The following is a 17,914-nucleotide window of genomic DNA, read 5'->3' as shown; positions in this document are numbered from 1 at the left end:
GCCCACCCGGATCGGGCCGTCCCGGTGTCACCAGATGGTGAGAACTACCTGACCCGCGAGCGTTCGAGCGCGCTCGCGTTGTGTGATTCGGCGTTCCATCGTTCGCACGGGCCTTTCGTCATGCCATGCTGCGAAGTCCGGGCGCGGCCCGACATGGGTCGGTTATGCCTGATCCGACATCTGCACGTGACCTGTCGTTGACCTGTCGTCCCTGCCGAGGAGATGTGTCCGGAAGCGAGAGCCTTGCCGTGCGGCCGCCGGTGGCCGGCACGGAGAGCGTCGAAGGTGCGAGCTGGACGGTCCTGCTGGTCGAGGACGACGACACCGACGCGTTCCTGGTGTCCGAGCTCCTCGACGAGGTGGCCGCCCCGCTCAGGCTCACCCGGGTGCGCACGGTCGCCGAGGCGATCGTCCACACCCAGAAGGTCGCGTGCGTCCTGCTGGACCTGGGACTGCCGGACAGCGAGGGCCTGTCGGCCCTGCGCCGGCTGCTCACCGTCGAGCGGGGCGCGCCGGTCGTCGTCCTCACCGGCCTGGTGGACGAGTACCGCGGAGCCGAGGCCGTCGCCGCGGGCGCGCAGGACTATCTGGTCAAGGGCCAGGTGGACGGGCGCGATCTGCTGCGCGCGGTGCGGTACGCCATCGAGCGGGAGCGGGCGGACACCGCGGCGCTCGCGCTGCGCGAGTCGGAGCTGCAGGCCGAGGAGAAGGCGCGCCTGGAGCGGGGCCTGCTCCCCAGGCCGCTGGTGGACGACCCGACGCTGGACCACCGGGCCCGGTACCGCCCGGGCCACCGGCAGGCCCTGCTCGGCGGCGACTTCTACGACATGGTGTCGACGTCGGACGGCACGGTGCACGTGCTGCTCGGCGACGTCTGCGGCCACGGGCCGGACGAGGCCGCGCTCGGGGTGAGCCTGCGGATCGCCTGGCGCACCCTCGTCCTGGCCGGCGTTCCGGACGCCGACCGCCTGGGCTTCCTGCAACAGGTCCTGGTCAGCGAGCGGGAACGGGACGAGATCTTCGCGACGGTCTGCGCGCTGGCGATCGCGCCGGACCGGCGCAGCCTGCGGATGACCCTCGCGGGTCATCCGCCGCCCGCGCTGCTGTTCCCGCGGATCGCCGCGCTGCGCGGTGACGTGGTCGTGCCGGCACTGGGCATCCTCGACGAGGTGGTGAGTGACGAGGTGACCATCGAGCTCGGTGAGCGCTGGGCACTGCTGCTCGCGACGGACGGCCTGCTGGAGGGCCGCGACAGCGTGGGCGGGGAGCCGCTGGGCTGGGCGGGCGTGCTGCCCGAGGTGGCCCGGCTGTGGCCCGAGCGCGGGCCGGACGGCCTGCTCGACGACCTGATCGACCGCGTGGAGGAACGTAACGGCGGCCCGCTGACCGACGACGTGGCGCTGCTGCTGCTCATCCGTGGGCAGGTCCCGTGAGCGACCAGGCCGCACCGGCGGTGCTGCGCAGGATGCGCGGCTGGCGGCTGCGCCGGCGGCTCGCCGCGGTGTACATCGCGTTGTCCATGGTGCTGCTGCTGGCCGCCGGGATCGTCGCCTGGTCGCTGGTCCGGCTCGACGACGCCATCCATGTGCGCAGCGACGTCCTGGCGCCCGCGCAGACAGTCACGGTCCGGTTGACGTCCAGCCTGGTCGACCAGGAGACCGGCATGCGCGGGTATCTCCTGCAGGGCGACCCCGCGTTCCTGACCCCGTACGAGACCGGGCGGCAGTCCGAGGCGAGGCTGAGCTCCGTCCTCGTCGGCCGGGTGGCCGCCCGCCCGGAGCTCGAGCGGCTGCTCGGGGTCCTCCAGGCGCGGATCGCGGACTGGCACCGCGACTACGCCGACCCGTCCATCGCGGCGGTCCGCCGGGGGGGCACCGACTCGCCGGGAATCCTCGACCCGGTTCTCGGCAAGACCCGGTTCGACGCGGTGCGCGCCGCGGCCGCGGACTTCGACGACGCCGTCCGGATCGCCGCGCTGGCGGCCCGTGAGGACGTCACCAACGCACTGCGGACGCTCATCATCTCGCTCGTCGTGGCCGCGCTGGCGCTCATCGTGCTGCTGGCACTCATCTTCCGAGCGCTGCGGGTGTGGGTGACGCGGCCGCTGGAGGCCGTCGGCACGGACGTCCGCGAGGTCGCCGCCGGGCACCTGGAGCACGCGGTGGAGTCGGTGGGGCCGCCCGACATCGTCACCCTGGCACGGGACGTCGAATCGATGCGCCTGCAGCTCATCGGTGAGCTCGAGGCCGCGCGCAGGGCGCGGCTGTCCACCGAGGCGCAGGCGGAGATCCTGCGCCGGTCCAACCGCGACCTGGAGCAGTTCGCCTACGTCGCCTCGCACGACCTGCAGGAGCCGTTGCGCAAGGTGGCCAGCTTCTGCCAGCTTCTGTCCCGGCGCTACGGCGACCAGCTCGACGAGCGCGGGACCCAGTACATCCACTTCGCCGTCGACGGCGCGAAGCGCATGCAGCAGCTCATCAACGACCTGCTCGCCTTCTCCAGGGTCGGCCGCACCACCGACAGTTTCGTCGACGTCCCGTTGGGCGAGGTCTTCGAGCGGGTGGTGGGGACGCTGTCGCTCGCCCTGGAGAGCTCCGGCGGCGAGGTGACCGCCAGCGATCTCCCGGCGGTGCCCGGCGACCCCGTTCTGCTGGCCCAGCTCCTGCAGAACCTGATCGGCAACGCGCTGAAGTTCCGTGGCGACGAGGCCCCGCGGGTGCGGATCGGGGCGATCGACCGCGACGTCGAGTGGGAGCTGTTCTGCGCGGACAACGGCATCGGCATCGAGCCGGAGTACGCCGAGAAGATCTTCGTGATCTTCCAGCGCCTGCACGCGCGGGACGTCTACGAGGGCACCGGCATCGGTCTGGCGCTGTGCCGCAAGATCGTCGAGTTCCACGGTGGCCGGATCTGGCTCGACGGTACGGTGGAGTCCGGGACCGCCTTCCGCTGGACGCTCCCGAAACGCCCGGCCGTGGTCCTGCCCGCCGACCTTGAGGCGGACGGGGCGCCGCCGGCCTCGGTCACCGGTCCTGTCTCGTCCGCCGGTCCCGGTCCCGGTTCGGTTGCTGGTCCTGTCGTGGTTGCTGGTCCCGTCGTGGCCGCCGTTCCGCCGAAGTCAGGAGATCGTTCGTGACCGAGCCCGTTGTCCCGGTCGAGGTCCTGCTGGTCGAGGACGACCCCGGCGACGTCCTGATGACCCGCGAGGCGTTCGAGGACCACAAGCTCAAGAACAACCTCAACGTGGTCAGCGACGGTGTCGAGGCATTGGCCTACCTGCGTGGGGAGGGCCCGTACGCCGGCGCGCCGCGGCCCGACCTGATCCTGCTCGACCTGAACCTGCCCCGCCGGGACGGGCGGCAGGTGCTGGCCGAGGTCAAGGCGGACGAGCGGCTGCGGCGCATCCCCATCGTTGTGCTGACCACCTCGGAGGCGGAGGAGGACGTGCTGCGCAGCTACGACCTGCACGCCAACGCCTACATCACCAAGCCCGTGGACTTCGAGCGGTTCGTGGCGGTTGTGCGCCAGATCGACGACTTCTTCATCACCGTCGCCCGGCTGCCCGCGCAGTAGCCGGGTTAGCCGGGTGGGCGGCTCGTCCACGTGGCGGCGGGTCTGAAGCGCCGTTACCCCCGTATCCATGGCCTAGAGTCACGCCATGGCTGCTGGGCGGGCAAGGGCACGACGGGAGAACCTGGCCGATCTCCTCCGCGAACTCGGGCCGGCGAGCCCCACGCTGTGCGAGGGCTGGACGGCGCACGACCTCGCCGCGCACCTGGTCACCCGGGAGCGCGTGCCGTGGGCGGCACCCGGCCTGGTCGTCGGCGCGCTGCACGGTGTCACCGAACGCGCCGAGCGCGCGACGATGCGCTCGCACACCTTCCCCGAGCTGGTGGAGATGTTCCGGGCGGGCCCGCCGTGGTGGCATCCGACCCGGTTCGCCGTCGTCGACGACGCCGCCAACGCGATCGAGTTCTACGTCCACACCGAGGACCTGCTCCGGGCCGCGCCCGGGTTCGCCGCGGTAGGTGATTCAGGTGGTTTCGCCGGTGCTGTGGGCGGTTCCGGTGGTGCGGTCGGTGGCGCCGGGCTCGGGCTGAAGCCGGGTGACGACGTGATCGCCGACCGGGAGGCGCTCTGGGGCGCGCTCCGGCTGGTCGGTCTCGCCGGGTTCCGGCACAGCGAGGTCGGGGTGGTGGCCGAACGCACCGACACCCCCGGGCGGCTGACCCTGCGGCGCCGCGAACCGGTGGTCGAGATCGTCGGACCCCCCGAGGAGCTCCTACTGTTCGCTTTCGGGCGGCGCGCCGCGGCCCGGGTCGAGCTGCGCGGCGACCCGGAGGCGATCACGGCGCTGGCCGGGGCGCCCGCCGGCCTCTGACGCCGGTCCTGTCCCCCGGGCGGCGGTGATCGCCGGGGCCGGCCGGGCTGGCGACGGGCCGAGGCCTGGCGACGACGTCCACATGTGCACGTCGGGTGCCGGCCGGACTGGCAGGCTAGGAGAATGCCCGTCCTCCGCCGTGCCGCCCGGGTCATCCTGTTCGATCCCGCCGACGCCTTCCTGCTCATCCGGTCGCACGATCCGGATCTTCCCGACGGGCCCACCTGGTGGCATGTACCAGGCGGTGGCCTCGATCCGGGGGAGGAGCCGGCGCAGGCCGGGGTGCGGGAGATCCGGGAGGAGGTCGGGGTGACCGTCGCCGACCTCGGGCCCTGCGTCGCCACCCGGACGGCCTATTTCACCTTCCTCGGCGTGGACTACCGGCAGGAGGAGTCCTTCTTCGTGGCGCGCCTGCCGAACCGGGTCGACGTGGACGACGCGGCGTGGAGCGACGTGGAGCGCCGGGCCACTCTCGGCTGGCGTTGGTGGACCCTCCCGGAGCTGGGATCCACCCCCGACACGGTCTACCCGCCCGCCCTGGCCCCCTTCCTCACCTCCTGGCTCACCGCCGGCCCTCCCGAGACCCCCTACTCCCTCACCTGAGCGCCGGCCGAAACAAATGTGGCGGTTCAGAGAGTCCATGGACTCTCTGAACCGCCACATTTCGCTGCGGGACGGCTACCAGAGGGACGCGTAGGTGCCCGCGCTGTTCGGGTTCTCGTTGGGGGAGACCAGCGAGGAGTGGACGTTCCCGGCCCTCGAGTCGTTGAAGTACGTCTCGTAGGCCAGGACGTCGGCGTTGGCCCGGAAGGTGTCGTACATCTTCTGGATGTACACGGGGTTGTCACCGCCGGCCTGCCCGGCCCGGCCCGCCTCGGTGTCGGACTTCGCGACGAGGCCCCACTCGGGCACGGAGAACTGCTTGCCGTGCTGGCGGGCGAAGCGGATCGCCGAGCACAGGCCCACCGCCTGGTTGCACTGCTCGTCGAACTTCGCCGGGGTGGTGCTGGCGGGCCACTGGTCGTAGGAGTCGATCCCGATGATGTCGACGTACTCGTCACCCGGGTAGGCCGCCCACGGGCTGGTGCTGTGGGCGTTCATCGCCCAGTCGATGCGGGCCTGCGGGTCGGTCGACCGGATCGCGCTGACGACCTGGCGGAAGCAGTTCACGTAGGCGGTGGGATTGCCGCGCACCGACCATTCGAACCAGTTGCCGTTGAACTCCCAGGCGAGCCGGACGATGGACGCCGGCCGGCCCTTGGCGACCAGCCACCGGCCGAACTCCGCCCACTGGCTGTTGTAGGCGCCGGACCCGCAGGCCGCGATGCTGCCCTGGCCGGTCGGGAAGAACGGCTGCGAGATGACCCAGGTGCCGGGGAAGGTCGAGAACTTCTCCGGGCCGCTGCCGAGCCACGGATGCGTGATCGTCCCCCAGCTGCCGCGGTCGGCGAAGGTCAGGACGACGTTCACCGGTGAGCCGCGCAGGCCCTCCCAGTTGCGGACCGTGGCCATCGAGTTCGCGTAGACGCCGCTCATCCCGCCGGGGACCCGGCCGCCGCCACCGCCGGCCGGGGCCGCCGGCGCGGCCGGCGGTGGTACGGCGGCGGCCTGCGGCGCGCGTGCGGGCGGTGACGTCGGCGGTGCCTGGGTGGTGGCGGCCGGAACCGGCGACGGGCTGGGGCTCACCGCCGCCGAGGGCGCGGCCGTGCCGGTCGGTCCGTTGCCGGGCGGGGCGTTCGTTCGGGGGCCGCGCAGGCTCTTGGCGTCGATGGCCGAGGCCTCGACCACGGCCGAGCCGGTGCCGTCGTGGTCTGGGGCGAGCGTCCAGCCGACGGCCATGGCGACGAGGGCCATGACGCCGAGCGACGCGATCCACGCGGGGTTGCGGGTGGGACGGCGCCGCTTGTGCGCGCCGGTCCGTGTGTTCGGGGGGTTGGGCTCACCCTCCGCACGATGTCTCACCGCGGATATCCCTCCGTGCCTGGCATCTGGCGTGCCGGGCGGTGTCGTTGTGGACCCCCCGATCCCCACCCGCTGCTTCGTGACGAAGCGGACGACTCCCACATGCCTTGGCTGGCGAATTCCTCCGGTCACTGTGACGTGACTAGACAGTTGTGACGGCAGAGTACACGGGTTCACATGGCCAGGTAGACGGGGGGAGGGATCCTGCACGGACTGTCGCCCTGTGTAGCGGATGGTTGTTTCGGGCCGCTCCTGTCGCCTAGGCGACAAACAAAAGTGATGCTGTTGCTCTTAAGTAGTTCGTGTTGACGATGGTGTCTCTTTCGGGGGTGCGGGTGTCGCGTGTGGCACAATGTCCGCCGCGCGGAGCGTCCGCGTCCTCGTGTGTAACGGTGCCTGTGAGGCGCATCGGCAACGGTGCTGCCAGGCACGTCCGCCGGCACCAGTTCCGGATCCGGTGGGTGCCGGCGGGGCCGCCGGTGCGGGATCCGGTCATGGCCGGGCCCGTCGGGGTCGGAACCACCCTCTGGAGACGACGTGTCCCAGCCACCCGAGTACCCGCCGCCCGGCGGCTACGGCCCCGGCGGCTACGACCCCAACGCCGGCGGACAGAACCCACCCCAGGGCGGCTGGGGGGCGCCGCCTCCCCCGCCCGGCGGGTACGGGCCGCCCCCCGGCGGCTACGGGGCCCCACAGGATTTCGGTGGCTACCCCCAGCAAGGTGGCTATCCGCCGCCGATGCAGGGGCAGCCCGGCGGTTTCGGCCCGCCGCCGCCCTACGGCCAGCCGATCCCGACCTACCTGTGGCAGTCGATCGCCTGCACCCTGCTGTGCTGCCTGCCCGCCGGCATCGTCGCGATCGTCTACGCGACGAAGGTCCAGAGCCGTCAGCAGATCGGTGACTACGCCGGGGCCCTGGACGCGTCCAGCAAGGCCAAGACCTGGTGCATCGTCTCGTTCGGGGTCGGCCTGGTCGTCGTCGTCCTGGGCTTCGTCCTGGGCGCCTCCGGCGCACTCGACTCCAACGCCTCGGGTACCTACTCGGGCTAGGACTCTCCCGGCCCGCGCTGTGCCGGTCCGTGGCCTGGTCGGTCTGAGACCTGGCCGCGGACCGGCAAGTCGGGTCACTCGGTCGGCGGTGCGTCGGGTTCGGTGTGCCAGGCGGGGTGTTCGCGCAGGGCCCAGGGGCGGGGGACCACGCCGGTGCGCATCCCGAGCCGGGCGGCCGGGTCGCGGGAGGCCATCCACAGGTGGCCGCAGATCCCGGCGAACAGGCCGAGGGCCAGCAGATCGTGCACGAAGGTGGCACCGGTGCGGTAGGTGACGGCGAAGGCGCCGCCGAACTCCATGATCACACCGGTGCCGAGCATGACGAGCATGGCACCTGCGACGAACGCGGCGTACAGCTTCTGCCCCGCGTTGAACTTGCCGACCGCGTCGGTGTGCCGGCGGCGTGGTCTCGTCCGTAGCCACTTCCAGTCGGCGGGGGTGAAGCGGTCGAGCTCTGCGAGGTCATGCCGGTATGCGGCGGAGAGGGCCGCGGCCAGCATCGGTACCGGCAGGGAGAGCCCGGCGTAGAGATGCACCGCCGAGACCAGCTGGCGCCGGCCCACCAGCGTCGCCAGCGGCCCGAGATACAGGACGGCCGCCGTCGCCAGGCACACCGCCGTCAGCGCCGCGGTGCTCCAGTGCGCCCAGCGGGTCGCCGGGCCGAACCGGCGGACGAACGCCGCCGCCCCGTCTCCGGCCGTCGCCTCGGCCGGATCCTCAGGGTTCCCGGCCGGATCCTCATACGGGCTCATCGTCGCGGCCGTTCGACTTTCCGATCCAGCCGTCGACGTCGTAGCCACGCTGCTCCCAGAACCCGGGAGTGACGGTGTCGACCACCTCGATCTCGGCGAGCCACTTGATGGACTTGTAGCCGTACATCGGCGCCACGTACAGCCGGACGGGGCCACCATGATCGTGGGTGATCGGGCCGTCCAGCATGGTGAGGGCGACCAGGACGTCGGGCCTGCGGGCCTGGTCGATCGTCAGGCTCTCGGCGTAGGCGCCGTCGAAAGAACGGAAGGTCAGCGCAGTCGCCCCGGGGCGGGTGCCGGCCGCGTCCAGCAGGTCCGCGAGGCGCACGCCCGTCCAGCGGACGCTGGTGACCCGCCAGCCCGTCACACACTGGAAGTCGCGCACGAGCTCGGTCTGTGGCATCCGGGAGAGATCGTCCAGGGTGAGGGTGAGGGGCCGGTCGACCAGGCCGTGGACCCGCAGTTCGTAGTCCGCGGATGTCCGCTCCGGCACGGAGGCGACGACGGAGTAGTAGCGGAACCCGCCGGAGGGGAGCAGGTCGGTGAGCCCCGTCGGGTCGTTCTCGCGCAGTGGGGCGACGAACTGGTCGGTGCCGCGCTGCACGTCCGCGCCGACGGCGACGCCCAGCGCCCCGAGGCCGAGCATGGCGAAGACGACCCGCCGTCCCACCGGTGTCCCTTCGGCCATGCACACAGTCAACGCCGCGACGGGGAGATCCGGCCACCCGCCTGGGCGAGATGGACGAATCCCCCTGTCGGACGGGAGCGCACGGCGGATCCCGTCAGGCCGTGACGTCCCGGCGGCGCAGGCTCACCGCTCCGATCGCGGCCGCCACCAGCGCGTACGCGACGGCGGTGAGTAGCGCCGGCCCGTAGGAGGCGTCGGGCAGGCCGCCCCGGCCGACCGCGTCGAAGACGAGCCCGGGCAGGACCCTGGTGGCACCGCTCCACGACTCCTGGACGATGTGCTCGATCGGGAACATCCACGCGATGCCGATGAGCAGCGCGGCGCTCGTCGAGCGCAGCAGGATTCCCAGCATCGTGCCGACGAGGGCGAAGAAGACGGCCGCGAGCAGCGCGTTCGCGTAGGCGCCCGCCACCTCACCGAGGGCGGCCGACGTCCACCACGCGCTTGTGTCGACGTCCCGGATGGCGGCCATGACCGTCGCGGCGGCGACGCTCAGGCCGAGGGCGGCGACCAGCGACACCGCGACGGCGGAGAGCATGACGCCGAGCCGTCCGGCCAGCCAGCCCAGCCGGCGGGGCTCCTTCAGGAACAGGGTGCGCAGCGTCCCCTGGCCGTACTCGGTGGTCATGCTGATCGCGAAGACCACGAAGATGAGCAGTCCGATGAAGGTCGTGCCGCCGCGGAAGCCCAGAATCAGGCCCTGGGACGAGGCGAGCTGGGTGAGGGAGAGATCGAAGCCCGGCCCGGCGCCGGGGCCCGGTGGGGTCGGCTTCTCGTCGGCGAGGGCCATGACCAGCACCGTCGACAGGACGGTGAGGAACCCGAGGACGGCCATGGCCAGCGCCGTGCTCGGCCGGCGCAGTTTGATCAGCTCGGCGCGGTAGCTGCGCGCCACGGTGTAGACGCCGGTCATCGGGCTTCCCCTCTGGTGCTGGTGCTCGTGCTGCTGGTGCCGGTGCTTCGGGTGGTCTCTCGGGTGCTTTCGACCAGGCCCTGGTAGCGGTCCTCGAGGCTGGTCCGCTGCCGGGTGATCTCGACGAGGGTGATGCCGCGGGCGAGCGCGGCCCGGTTGAGCCCGGCCAGGACGGCGTCCGGCCCGTCCGGCCCGTCCGGCCCGGGGACGGCGGCCGGCGCGGTGTGGTCGAGCTCGACGAGCAGCCGGTTGCCCGCCCGGTCCACGGGCAGCCCGAAGCCGGCCACCAGGTCCGCCAGCATCCCGAGGGAATCGGCGTGCTCGGGGCGCAGCTCGACCCGGCTGGTCGTGGAGGCCATCAGACCGTCAGTCGGGCCCTGGTAGGCGAGCCGGCCCTGCTCCACCACGATGATCCAGTCGCAGATCTGCTCGACCTCCGAGAGGAGGTGGGAGGAGACCAGGACGGTGCGCGGCCGGCCGTTCGCGCCCGCGTCCCGCTCGCCGTCGGCCAGCGAGCGGACCAGCGCCCGCATCTGCCGGATGCCGCTGGGGTCGAGGCCGTTCGTCGGCTCATCCAGGATGAGCAGGTCCGGGTCGGAGAGCAGCGCCGCGCCGATGGCGAGCCGCTGCTTCATCCCGAGCGAATAGGTGCGGAAGGCGTCGTCGCCGCGGCCGGCCAGCCCGACCTCGTCCAGGATCGCGTCGGCGCCGGCCGGGTTCTGCCCGGCGAGCACCGCCAGCGACGCGAGGTTGCGGCGTCCGGACAGCGTCGGGTACAGCGCCGGACTCTCGATCAGCGCGCCCACCCGGGGCAGGTACCGGGCCGGCTCGCCCAGCGGCTCGCCGAGGATCGTCCCGCTGCCCTCGCTCGGCCGGACGAGGCCGAGCAGCATCCGCAGCGTTGTGGTCTTGCCCGCCCCGTTCGGGCCGACGAACCCGGCGACCACGCCGGTCGGCACGGTGATGTCGAGATTCCGGACGACCGTCCGCCGCCCGTAACGCTTGGTCAGCCCGCGGACGTCGATCGCGGCCGGGGGGCCACCCGGGAGCCCGGTGCCCCGGAGGCCGTCCGGGATCTCGGTGAGCGGGGGGTCGGCCACCGGGGCCCGTGTCCGGGCGTCCAGACCGGGGGTGCTCGTCGTTGTCGTCATGCCGATCAGACTGGCCGTAGCGCGATCTCGCGTCGTCCGGCGACGATCGTCATCTGTCTGCGCAACCGGACGCATTCCCGCGTACGCGGCCGTACGCACTTCGCGGTGCCGAGGCCGCGCCTGGTCGTCGTTTGTCCTGGACGCTGCTCGCCGGTCGTCGCCGGTCGTCGCCGGTCGTCGCCGGTCTCGGTCGGCGTTACGGTGGCGGGCGTGGAGACTCCCGGCGCCTCATCTGCCCGGGCCTGGCGGAACAGCCTGCCCCGTAAGCGGATGGCGGCCGGGGTGCTGTTCGTCGACGGCGCCGGCCGCGTCCTGCTGGTGTGCCCGACATACCGGCCCGGATGGGATCTGCCGGGCGGTGTGGTCGAGGCGGACGAGGCACCCCTGGTGGCGGCCCGCCGCGAGCTCGCCGAGGAGCTGGGCCTGGACCGCGCCCTCGGGCGGTTACTGGCCGTCGACTGGGTACCGCCCGGGCCGGAGCGCACCGAGGGTCTGATCGTGGTGTTCGACGGCGGCGTGCTGACACCGGACGAGGCGGCCGGCATCCGACTGCCGGCCGACGAGCTCGCCGCCTGGTCGTTCGTGACGGCGGACGAGCTGCCCGGCCTCATGGCACCGCTGCTGGCGCGGCGGGTGGCCGCCTGCCTGACAGCGCGCGCCGGCGGCGCGACGATCTACCTCGAGGACGGCGCGCCGCCGAACTGACGCACCGCCGGGACGGTACGCCGCTGGTGCGAGCGTCGTCCCCGGCGATCAGCCGGCCAGACCTGCCTGGTTGGCGAGGACGGCGAGCTGGGCGCGGTCCCGGGCGGAGAGCTTGACCATCACCCGGCTCACATGGGTTCGTGCCGTCGCCGGGCTGATGACGAGCCGGGCGGCGATCTCGTCGTTGGACAGGCCCAGCCCCACCAGGCCCATCACCTCGCGTTCCCGGACGGTGAGACTGGTCAGGTCCACGGCGGCGGGCGCCGCCGGGCGCCGGGCGAACGTCTCGATCACGCGGCGGGTGATCGTGGGGGAGAGCAGCGACTCGCCGGCGGCGACGACCCGGATCGCGCGGAGCAGGTCCGCGGGCTCGGTGTCCTTCAGGACGAACCCGGACGCGCCGTTGCGCAGAGCCTCGAAGACGTACTCGTCCAACTCGAACGTGGTGACCATGACGACGCGGGTGTCGGTCAGCGCGGGGTCGGCGGTGATCGCGCGCAGGGCGGCGAGGCCGTCCAGGACGGGCATCCTGATGTCGAGGAGGACGACGTCCGGGCGGGTGCGGCGGACCAGGGCCAGCGCGGCCTGGCCGTCCTCGGCCTCGCCGGTGAGCTCGAGGTCGTCCTCGGTCTCGATCAGGACCTTCAGCCCGAGACGGACGAGAGGCTGATCGTCGGCGACCACGACCCGGATCACCGGGCCCCTCCGGAGCGGCGGGACACGGCCGGCGTGGGCAGGTCGGTGCGCACGCTCCATCCTCCCTGCGGACGCGGGCCCGCCGTCAGGGACCCGCCGAGCTCGTCCACGCGTTCACGCAGGCCGCGCAGCCCGTGCCCGGTCGAGCGGACGAGCGGGTCACCGTCGGCGGGCAGGTCGGCGCTGCGCTCGGTGGGCTCGTCGACGATCTCGACCTCCAGGTGGTCCGCGGTGGAGCGGAGGGTGACCCGGGCCCGGGCCGGTCCGGCGTGCCGCAGCACGTTCGTCAGCGACTCCTGGACGATCCGGTAGGCGGCGAGATCGACCTCGGCGGGCAGGCCGGCAAGATCACCATCGGTCACCAGTTCCACGGCGATGCCGCACAGCCGGACCTCGGAGACCAGCCCCGGCAGCCGGCTCAGCCCGGTCAACGGCGTCCGGAGCGCCTCACCGGGATCGGTGCCCGCCGCGCCCTCGCCGCGCCCGGTGCCCTCGCCGCGCCCGGCGCGCTCCGCGCCTCCGGCCCGGCTTCCAAAGTGCTCGGCGCTTCTGTCGCCTCCGGGGTGCGCTGGACGCGCGGTGTTCCCGGCGAGCGCGGTGTTCCCGCAGAGCATGGTGTTCCCGGCGAGCACGGTGCTTTCCGCTTCCCGGGCGTTCCCGGCTCTGGACCGGGCGTCGCGGGCGCGGGTGAGGGCGAGGGTCGCCCGCAGCTCGTCCAGTGCGTCCACGCTGGTGCGGCGGATCGCCTCCAGCGCGATCTGCGCCTGCTCCGGCCGCCGGTCGAGCACATGCAGAGCCACCGCTGCCTGGAGCGAGATGATCGAGAGCCCGTGGCCGACGACGTCGTGGACCTCGCGGGCCATCCGCAGCCGCTCCTGCTCGATCCGCCGCCGGGTGGCCTCCTCCTCCGCCCGCGCCGAGGACAGCCGGCTCAGCCGCAGCAGCGCGCCCAGCAAAGCCGGAATGAAGGCCACGCAGAGGACACCGAGGCAGGTGTAGACGAGATCCCACCTGCTGTCGAGGTAGCCGCGGGAGAACGACGCCATGCTGGCGAGCAGCAGCACCGCCGCGCACATCTTCGCCGCGCGGCCGGTCACCCGTGCGGGCACCCGCACGCCCACGGTGAAGGCGGCCGCGGCGACCGCGAGCGTCGCCGGCCCGTGCGGATAGCCGATGGCGGTGTAACTGCCGATGATCAGGGTCTCGGCGGCGAGCAGGACCCGCGGGGCGTACCTGCGCAACGGGAAGACGGCCACCGCCAGCGCCAGGAGCAGGTAGGCGACCCCGTCCAGGGCGTGCCCGGGCGGGATCTGGTCCTTCGAAGCGTTCGTCGACCCGACCAGCAGGATCAGGCCGACGACGGCGGTGGGCAGGACGTCACCGGCCACCGCGGTCCCGGCTCGGCGGGCCGGTCCGGCGGGAATCCGCGCGATCAGCGCGCTGCCCGGGTAACGGGGGAAGCCCTCGAGTCCCGCGATGACCTCCAGGCGGTTCCACAGGCCGCGTGCCGCGGTCAGTCGGGTCGCCCGGTCACGCACTCCGGTCCGAGATGGGCGCTCCGCCTGTGAGGTGCGCTCGGCCTGTGCGGTGCTTTCAGTCTGTGCGGTGCTTTCAGTCTGTGAGGTGTGCTCAGCTCGTGAGGGGCTCGCAGCCCGCGAGTGTTCCTCGGCCCGCGGGGCTCCCTCGGCTCGCCGGGTTCCCTCCACCGCTCCGACGGTAGCGACCCCGGGCAGGGCGGTCATCCGTCCGCGGACGTATCCACTCGTACCCGAGCCGACGTACGGCGCCGGTTGGCACGGACGTTCTGGTGTTCCACGGACGTTCTGGTGTTCCACGGAACACCACGATCGACCGCGGTTCGCGGCGGCCAGGTCTTTACGCACGGTGCCGAGTCACTGCGGCGGTTGAGTGACAGCCGGGACTCACCCGGCCGCCGTGGTCAGCGGCGGGCGGGGTCGCGTTGCTCCAGGCGCAGACGGAGGCCTTCGGGGGTCGCGACGACGTCGGCGAGGCGGGTGCCCCGGGGGAAGGAGGGCAGGAGCACGACCGGCTCGGCGAAGACCGCGGTGTGCGCCGGTGTCATCAGCTCGCCGGGCAGTCGCTGGTTTCCCAGGACGATCTCCTCGGGAAGCAGAGCGAGCCGGCCGTCCCGGACGAGGGGGGTGCCGATGATCCGTACCGGCAGCGAGCGGTCCGGCAGCTCGATCTCGGTGCCGATGGACAGTCGCTCGTCTCCGCCGTAGGTGATCTCGGTCCACCGGGTGGGGGATGGCCGCCGTGCGCGGCAACTGTCCCCGACGCCGCCACGGCCCCCGAGCTCGCCGAGGCCCTCGATGCCGCCGAAGCCGTCCAGGCCGCCGAAGTCGCCGAGGTCACCGAAGCCCTCAGAGCCGCCGAGGTCGTCGAGTGCGTCGGTGCGGCCGGTCGGGAGCGCGCCCCCGTCGCCGCCTCTGACTCCGCCCCGCGCCCGGCCGCCGGCACCGCCCCCGGCCCGGTCAGGCCGGACGATCGGGCCGCAGGAGTCGCCGAACACCCCGGCGTAGCCGCCGAACAGCGACATCAGCGCGAAGGACGGGTCGTCCCAGGTGTTGCCGTGGGCGTCGCAGCCGCTGCGCAGGCGGCGCAGCTCGCCGTAGGTGGCGGTCGCGGAGAGCTCCAGGGTGGACGGCCGTCCGGTGGCGGCGTTGAGCAGGTACGGGAAGCTCGGCGGGCGCACGCGGACCGTCGCGCCTAGCTCGCCGAGACGTCCGCCGAGGCGGCGGCTCGCCCGCGACACGGCGATCCGTGCCGCCAGTCGGTCGGCGAGGGTGCCCACCACCGCGCCGCAGATCACCGCCAGCACGGCCGCCTCGGTGCGGGAGCGGCGGACACCGCGCCGTGCGGCCCGGCCCCCGACGGCTGGACGCCGGTCGACCGGGCCCCGGGCGGTCGTGGATGGGCGCGGGCTGGTGGCGGGCGGCGTGGCGGGCGGCATGGCGGCTCCTCGAAGATCCGTGCTGGAGGCCAGGTGCTCGTGTTCGTCTGATCACGCTCACGTCGGCCGGGCTCGGCCGGGTCCTGAGCCGAGCGCACACCGTCCGCCTGTGAGCCGGATGCGAGAAGAAACAGAATTACCTGTGCACCCACTGGTACGTCAGGAGGCCGTGTCAGACCTCACGTCGACCCGGGTGCGCCGCCCAGGGCCAGCCGGCGACTTCGTCCGGATCGCCCTTTCCGCCCCTTTCCGGCGGGCCGGGACGGGCCGTCCGTGGCAGGTCAGGCCAGGTCAGCGGGGGTCTGGTCGGAAACGCCCCCGGGCAGGTACACCCGGAAGGTCGTGCCCCCCTCGGGGGTGCTGCTCACCTCGGCGCGGCCGCCGTGCGCGGCCGCCGTGGCCGCGACGATCGACAGCCCGAGGCCGCTGCCGGAGCGGCCCCGGGCCCTGCTTCCGGCCGCCCGGTAGAACCGGTCGAAGACGTGCCGCGCGACCTCCGGCGGCATGCCGGGCCCGCCGTCCTCGACCGCCAGGACGGCCGCGCGGTCCTGGGCCGGGGTGGCCGCGTCCCATCCGGTGACCCGAACGGTCACCGTGGTGCCCGCGGGGGTGTGCACGCGGGCGTTCGTCAGCAGGTTGCCCAGCAGCTGGCGCAGCGCGTCCGGATCGCCGAGGACGTGCCGGCCGGCCTCGGGACCGGCCTCGACCTCGACGGTGACCGGGCGGCCGGGGTCGACGGCCCGCAGGTTCGCCGCCGCGTCCTCGGCGATCGTGACCAGGTCGACGTCCACCACCCGGTCGCGGGGGCGCAGCTCGTCGAGGTGCGCGAGGTAGAGGAGGTCGTCGACGAGGGTCTGCATGCGGGCGGTCTCCTCGGCCACCCGCCGCAGGGTGTCGTCGGTCTCGGCCGGCGGGACCATCCCGGCGCGCAGCAGGTCGACGTAGCCGCGGATCGAGGTCAGCGGCGTGCGCAGCTCGTGCGAGGCGTCGGCGGCGAAGCGGCGCAGGTTGTTCTGGGAGGCGACCCGGGCGGTGAAGGCGGCCTGGATCTGGCCGAGCATGATGTTCAGCGCCCGGCTGAGCTGCCCGGTCTCCGAGCGCGGCGGGCCCTCCGGCACCCGGCGGGACAGGTCGCCGGCGGCGATCGCGGACGCGGTGCTCGCGACGACGCGCAGCGGGCGCAGGCCGCGGGTGAGCAGCAGCCAGGCCAGCGTGGCGATGGCGGCGAGCATGACCAGCGCCGCGACCGCCGCTGCGACGACCAGCCGGCGCAGGGTGTCCCGGACGGTCGCCAGCGGCTGGGCGATCAGCACCTCGCCGCCGGGGACGTGGTCGAGCACCGCGCGGTACCGCTCGCCACTGTGGGTCACGGTGAACGGGGTGCCGTCGGCCGGCGGCGCGGTCGTCCCCGTGGTCTCCCCGGTGGCCTTCCCCGTGGCGATCTCGGCGAGCAGTGGTTGGGAACGGTCCGCCGGACCCGCTACCCGTAGGATTTCGCCGTCGGTCCGGCGGGCCTCCACCACGTAGTCGGTGGGCGCGATCGCCCGCTCCAGCACGGGCCGGCTGCCCGTGGGCGCCCCGGCCAGCACCGCGGCCAGCGGCAGCCGGGTGACCTGCTCGACGGCCCGCAGTCGGACGTCGACGCGGTCGACGAGGTAGCCGCGCAGGGCGACGACCGTCGCGACGATTGTCAGGATGAGGCCGGTGGCGGTCAACGCCACCAGGCCGAGCATGAGCTTCAGGCGAAGCGTCATCGGGAGTGCTCGGGCGCGGCGCCGGGGCCGGCGGCGGGCGCGGGGGCGGGCGCGGGGGCGGGGGCGGGGGCGCGCAGGGCGTAGCCGAAGCCGCGCTGGGTGTGGATGAGCGGCGGCCCGTGCTGGCCGAGCTTGCGCCGCAGGTAGCTGACGTACTGGTCGACGACGGTCGGTTCGCCGTCAAAGTCGCGGTCCCACACCGCGGCCAGGATCTGGGCGCGGGAGAGCACCCGGTTCGGGTTGTGCAGGAAGTAGCGCAGCAGGGAGAACTCGGTGGGGGAGAGCTCGACCGGCTGGTCCGCCCGGCGTACCAGGTGGGCGTCCGGGTCGAGCTCGACGTCGGCGTAGGTGAGCAGGCCCGGCGCGGGCGACGGCTCCGGTGCGGGACGGCGGGTCCGGCGCAGCACCGCCCGCACCCGCGCGATCAGCTCCTCGACGGCGAACGGCTTGGTGATGTAGTCGTCGCCGCCGTAGGTGAGACCGGTGATCTTGTCCCGGTGCGCGTCGCGGGCCGTGAGGTAGACGACGGCGACCTCCGCCCCGTCCGCGCGTAGCCGCCGGCACACCTCGAACCCGTCGGCGTCGGGCAGCATGACGTCCAGGATCAGCAGGTCGGGCTGGTCGGCGGCGGCTCGGGTGAGCGCCTCCTGGCCGGTGGCCGCCGTGACGACGTCGAAGCCGTGGAAGCGCAACGCCATCCGGACGAGGTCGACGATGTTGGGCTCGTCGTCGACGACCAGGACCCGGGGGGCCCGTGGCGGCGTGGCGGCGTCCTCGCCGAACCGCGGTGGCCGCGATGCGTCCCTCATCTCACCCATCCTCGAACAGCCGGCGTCCGGGCACGCGCCCCGGCGGGGCGGGCGGAGGCGCGGCGTGCCCTGAGGAAAC

Annotated in this window: 17 protein-coding genes; 7 read left to right on the top strand and 10 right to left on the bottom strand. The window is 73.2% G+C overall.

What is annotated here, in order from left to right; genetic code table 11:
- Positions 1 to 224: 224 nt before the first annotated feature.
- The 5 genes from FRANEAN1_RS32525 (at position 225) to FRANEAN1_RS32505 (ending at position 4,984) form a co-directional block, all read left to right on the top strand.
- Complete coding sequence (locus tag FRANEAN1_RS32525) at positions 225 to 1,433, top strand: SpoIIE family protein phosphatase (protein WP_041255031.1); 1,209 nt, start codon at positions 225 to 227, stop codon at positions 1,431 to 1,433.
- Positions 1,430 to 3,136: a CHASE3 domain-containing protein gene (locus FRANEAN1_RS32520; protein WP_347176844.1), complete on the top strand. Its 1,707-nt coding sequence runs from the start codon at positions 1,430 to 1,432 to the stop codon at positions 3,134 to 3,136. The genes FRANEAN1_RS32525 and FRANEAN1_RS32520 overlap by 4 nt, the downstream gene beginning before the upstream one ends.
- Positions 3,133 to 3,573: a response regulator gene (locus tag FRANEAN1_RS32515; protein ID WP_020463930.1), complete on the top strand. Its 441-nt coding sequence runs from the start codon at positions 3,133 to 3,135 to the stop codon at positions 3,571 to 3,573. Before FRANEAN1_RS32520 ends, FRANEAN1_RS32515 begins: the two co-directional genes overlap by 4 nt.
- A gap of 85 nt (positions 3,574 to 3,658) precedes the next feature.
- Positions 3,659 to 4,381 (top strand): TIGR03085 family metal-binding protein, encoded by a 723-nt coding sequence (locus tag FRANEAN1_RS32510; RefSeq protein WP_020463929.1) that lies wholly within the window; start codon positions 3,659 to 3,661, stop codon positions 4,379 to 4,381.
- Positions 4,382 to 4,504: 123 nt separating this feature from the next.
- Positions 4,505 to 4,984, top strand: coding sequence for an NUDIX hydrolase (locus tag FRANEAN1_RS32505; RefSeq protein WP_020463928.1), 480 nt, complete (start codon positions 4,505 to 4,507; stop codon positions 4,982 to 4,984).
- Between the two features lie 75 nt (positions 4,985 to 5,059).
- Here FRANEAN1_RS32505 and FRANEAN1_RS32500 read toward each other — a convergent pair whose 3' ends face one another.
- Complete coding sequence (locus tag FRANEAN1_RS32500; RefSeq protein ID WP_020463927.1) at positions 5,060 to 6,343, bottom strand: glycosyl hydrolase; 1,284 nt, start codon at positions 6,341 to 6,343, stop codon at positions 5,060 to 5,062.
- Between the two features lie 537 nt (positions 6,344 to 6,880).
- Between FRANEAN1_RS32500 and FRANEAN1_RS32495 the strand changes: the two genes are divergently transcribed.
- Positions 6,881 to 7,393, top strand: a complete 513-nt coding sequence (locus FRANEAN1_RS32495; RefSeq protein WP_020463926.1) for a CD225/dispanin family protein — start codon at positions 6,881 to 6,883, stop codon at positions 7,391 to 7,393.
- A gap of 74 nt (positions 7,394 to 7,467) precedes the next feature.
- Here FRANEAN1_RS32495 and FRANEAN1_RS32490 read toward each other — a convergent pair whose 3' ends face one another.
- The 4 genes from FRANEAN1_RS32490 to FRANEAN1_RS32475 all read right to left on the bottom strand — a co-directional run bounded on the left by FRANEAN1_RS32490 (position 7,468) and on the right by FRANEAN1_RS32475 (position 10,897).
- Positions 7,468 to 8,145, bottom strand: coding sequence for a cytochrome b/b6 domain-containing protein (locus tag FRANEAN1_RS32490; RefSeq protein ID WP_020463925.1), 678 nt, complete (start codon positions 8,143 to 8,145; stop codon positions 7,468 to 7,470).
- Positions 8,132 to 8,791, bottom strand: a complete 660-nt coding sequence (locus FRANEAN1_RS32485; RefSeq protein ID WP_198145696.1) for a molybdopterin-dependent oxidoreductase — start codon at positions 8,789 to 8,791, stop codon at positions 8,132 to 8,134. Before FRANEAN1_RS32485 ends, FRANEAN1_RS32490 begins: the two co-directional genes overlap by 14 nt.
- A 136-nt stretch (positions 8,792 to 8,927) precedes the next feature.
- Positions 8,928 to 9,746: an ABC transporter permease gene (locus tag FRANEAN1_RS32480; RefSeq protein WP_020463923.1), complete on the bottom strand. Its 819-nt coding sequence runs from the start codon at positions 9,744 to 9,746 to the stop codon at positions 8,928 to 8,930.
- Positions 9,743 to 10,897, bottom strand: a complete 1,155-nt coding sequence (locus FRANEAN1_RS32475; protein ID WP_157472870.1) for an ATP-binding cassette domain-containing protein — start codon at positions 10,895 to 10,897, stop codon at positions 9,743 to 9,745. The genes FRANEAN1_RS32480 and FRANEAN1_RS32475 overlap by 4 nt, the downstream gene beginning before the upstream one ends.
- Before the next feature lie 210 nt (positions 10,898 to 11,107).
- Between FRANEAN1_RS32475 and FRANEAN1_RS32470 the strand changes: the two genes are divergently transcribed.
- Positions 11,108 to 11,602 (top strand): NUDIX hydrolase, encoded by a 495-nt coding sequence (locus tag FRANEAN1_RS32470; protein WP_347176843.1) that lies wholly within the window; start codon positions 11,108 to 11,110, stop codon positions 11,600 to 11,602.
- Between the two features lie 48 nt (positions 11,603 to 11,650).
- Here FRANEAN1_RS32470 and FRANEAN1_RS32465 read toward each other — a convergent pair whose 3' ends face one another.
- The 5 genes from FRANEAN1_RS32465 to FRANEAN1_RS32445 form a co-directional block, all read right to left on the bottom strand.
- On the bottom strand, positions 11,651 to 12,298 hold the full coding sequence (locus FRANEAN1_RS32465) for a response regulator transcription factor (RefSeq protein WP_020463920.1): 648 nt from the start codon (positions 12,296 to 12,298) through the stop codon (positions 11,651 to 11,653).
- Complete coding sequence (locus FRANEAN1_RS32460; protein WP_020463919.1) at positions 12,295 to 13,836, bottom strand: histidine kinase; 1,542 nt, start codon at positions 13,834 to 13,836, stop codon at positions 12,295 to 12,297. The genes FRANEAN1_RS32465 and FRANEAN1_RS32460 overlap by 4 nt, the downstream gene beginning before the upstream one ends.
- A 401-nt stretch (positions 13,837 to 14,237) precedes the next feature.
- Positions 14,238 to 15,272, bottom strand: coding sequence for a hypothetical protein (locus tag FRANEAN1_RS32455; protein ID WP_020463918.1), 1,035 nt, complete (start codon positions 15,270 to 15,272; stop codon positions 14,238 to 14,240).
- Positions 15,273 to 15,553: 281 nt separating this feature from the next.
- Entirely contained in the window at positions 15,554 to 17,026 is a 1,473-nt protein-coding gene (locus tag FRANEAN1_RS32450) for a HAMP domain-containing sensor histidine kinase (RefSeq protein WP_020463917.1), read from the bottom strand.
- The gene (locus FRANEAN1_RS32445) at positions 17,023 to 17,835 is read right to left on the bottom strand and encodes a response regulator transcription factor (protein WP_020463916.1); all 813 of its coding nucleotides are present in this window, start codon (positions 17,833 to 17,835) and stop codon (positions 17,023 to 17,025) included. The genes FRANEAN1_RS32450 and FRANEAN1_RS32445 overlap by 4 nt, the downstream gene beginning before the upstream one ends.
- Positions 17,836 to 17,914: the final 79 nt, after the last annotated feature.

The organism is Parafrankia sp. EAN1pec (assembly GCF_000018005.1).
Taxonomy (GTDB): Bacteria; Actinomycetota; Actinomycetes; order Frankiales; family Frankiaceae; genus Parafrankia; species Parafrankia soli.
Note: the sequence above shows the minus strand (reverse complement) of the source record. Positions and strands in the feature narration are given on the sequence as shown.

Bases quoted from the DNA above. Each gene is read 5' to 3' on its own strand.
- FRANEAN1_RS32445 (WP_020463916.1), bottom strand. From the start codon at position 17,835: ATGAGGGACGCATCGCGGCCACCGCGGTTCGGCGAGGACGCCGCCACG.
- FRANEAN1_RS32505 (WP_020463928.1), top strand. From the start codon at position 4,505: ATGCCCGTCCTCCGCCGTGCCGCCCGGGTCATCCTGTTCGATCCCGCC.
- FRANEAN1_RS32480 (WP_020463923.1), bottom strand. From the start codon at position 9,746: ATGACCGGCGTCTACACCGTGGCGCGCAGCTACCGCGCCGAGCTGATC.
- FRANEAN1_RS32510 (WP_020463929.1), top strand. From the start codon at position 3,659: ATGGCTGCTGGGCGGGCAAGGGCACGACGGGAGAACCTGGCCGATCTC.
- FRANEAN1_RS32475 (WP_157472870.1), bottom strand. From the start codon at position 10,897: ATGACGACAACGACGAGCACCCCCGGTCTGGACGCCCGGACACGGGCC.
- FRANEAN1_RS32450 (WP_020463917.1), bottom strand. From the start codon at position 17,026: ATGACGCTTCGCCTGAAGCTCATGCTCGGCCTGGTGGCGTTGACCGCC.
- FRANEAN1_RS32485 (WP_198145696.1), bottom strand. From the start codon at position 8,791: ATGCTCGGCCTCGGGGCGCTGGGCGTCGCCGTCGGCGCGGACGTGCAG.
- FRANEAN1_RS32490 (WP_020463925.1), bottom strand. From the start codon at position 8,145: ATGAGCCCGTATGAGGATCCGGCCGGGAACCCTGAGGATCCGGCCGAG.
- FRANEAN1_RS32455 (WP_020463918.1), bottom strand. From the start codon at position 15,272: ATGCCGCCCGCCACGCCGCCCGCCACCAGCCCGCGCCCATCCACGACC.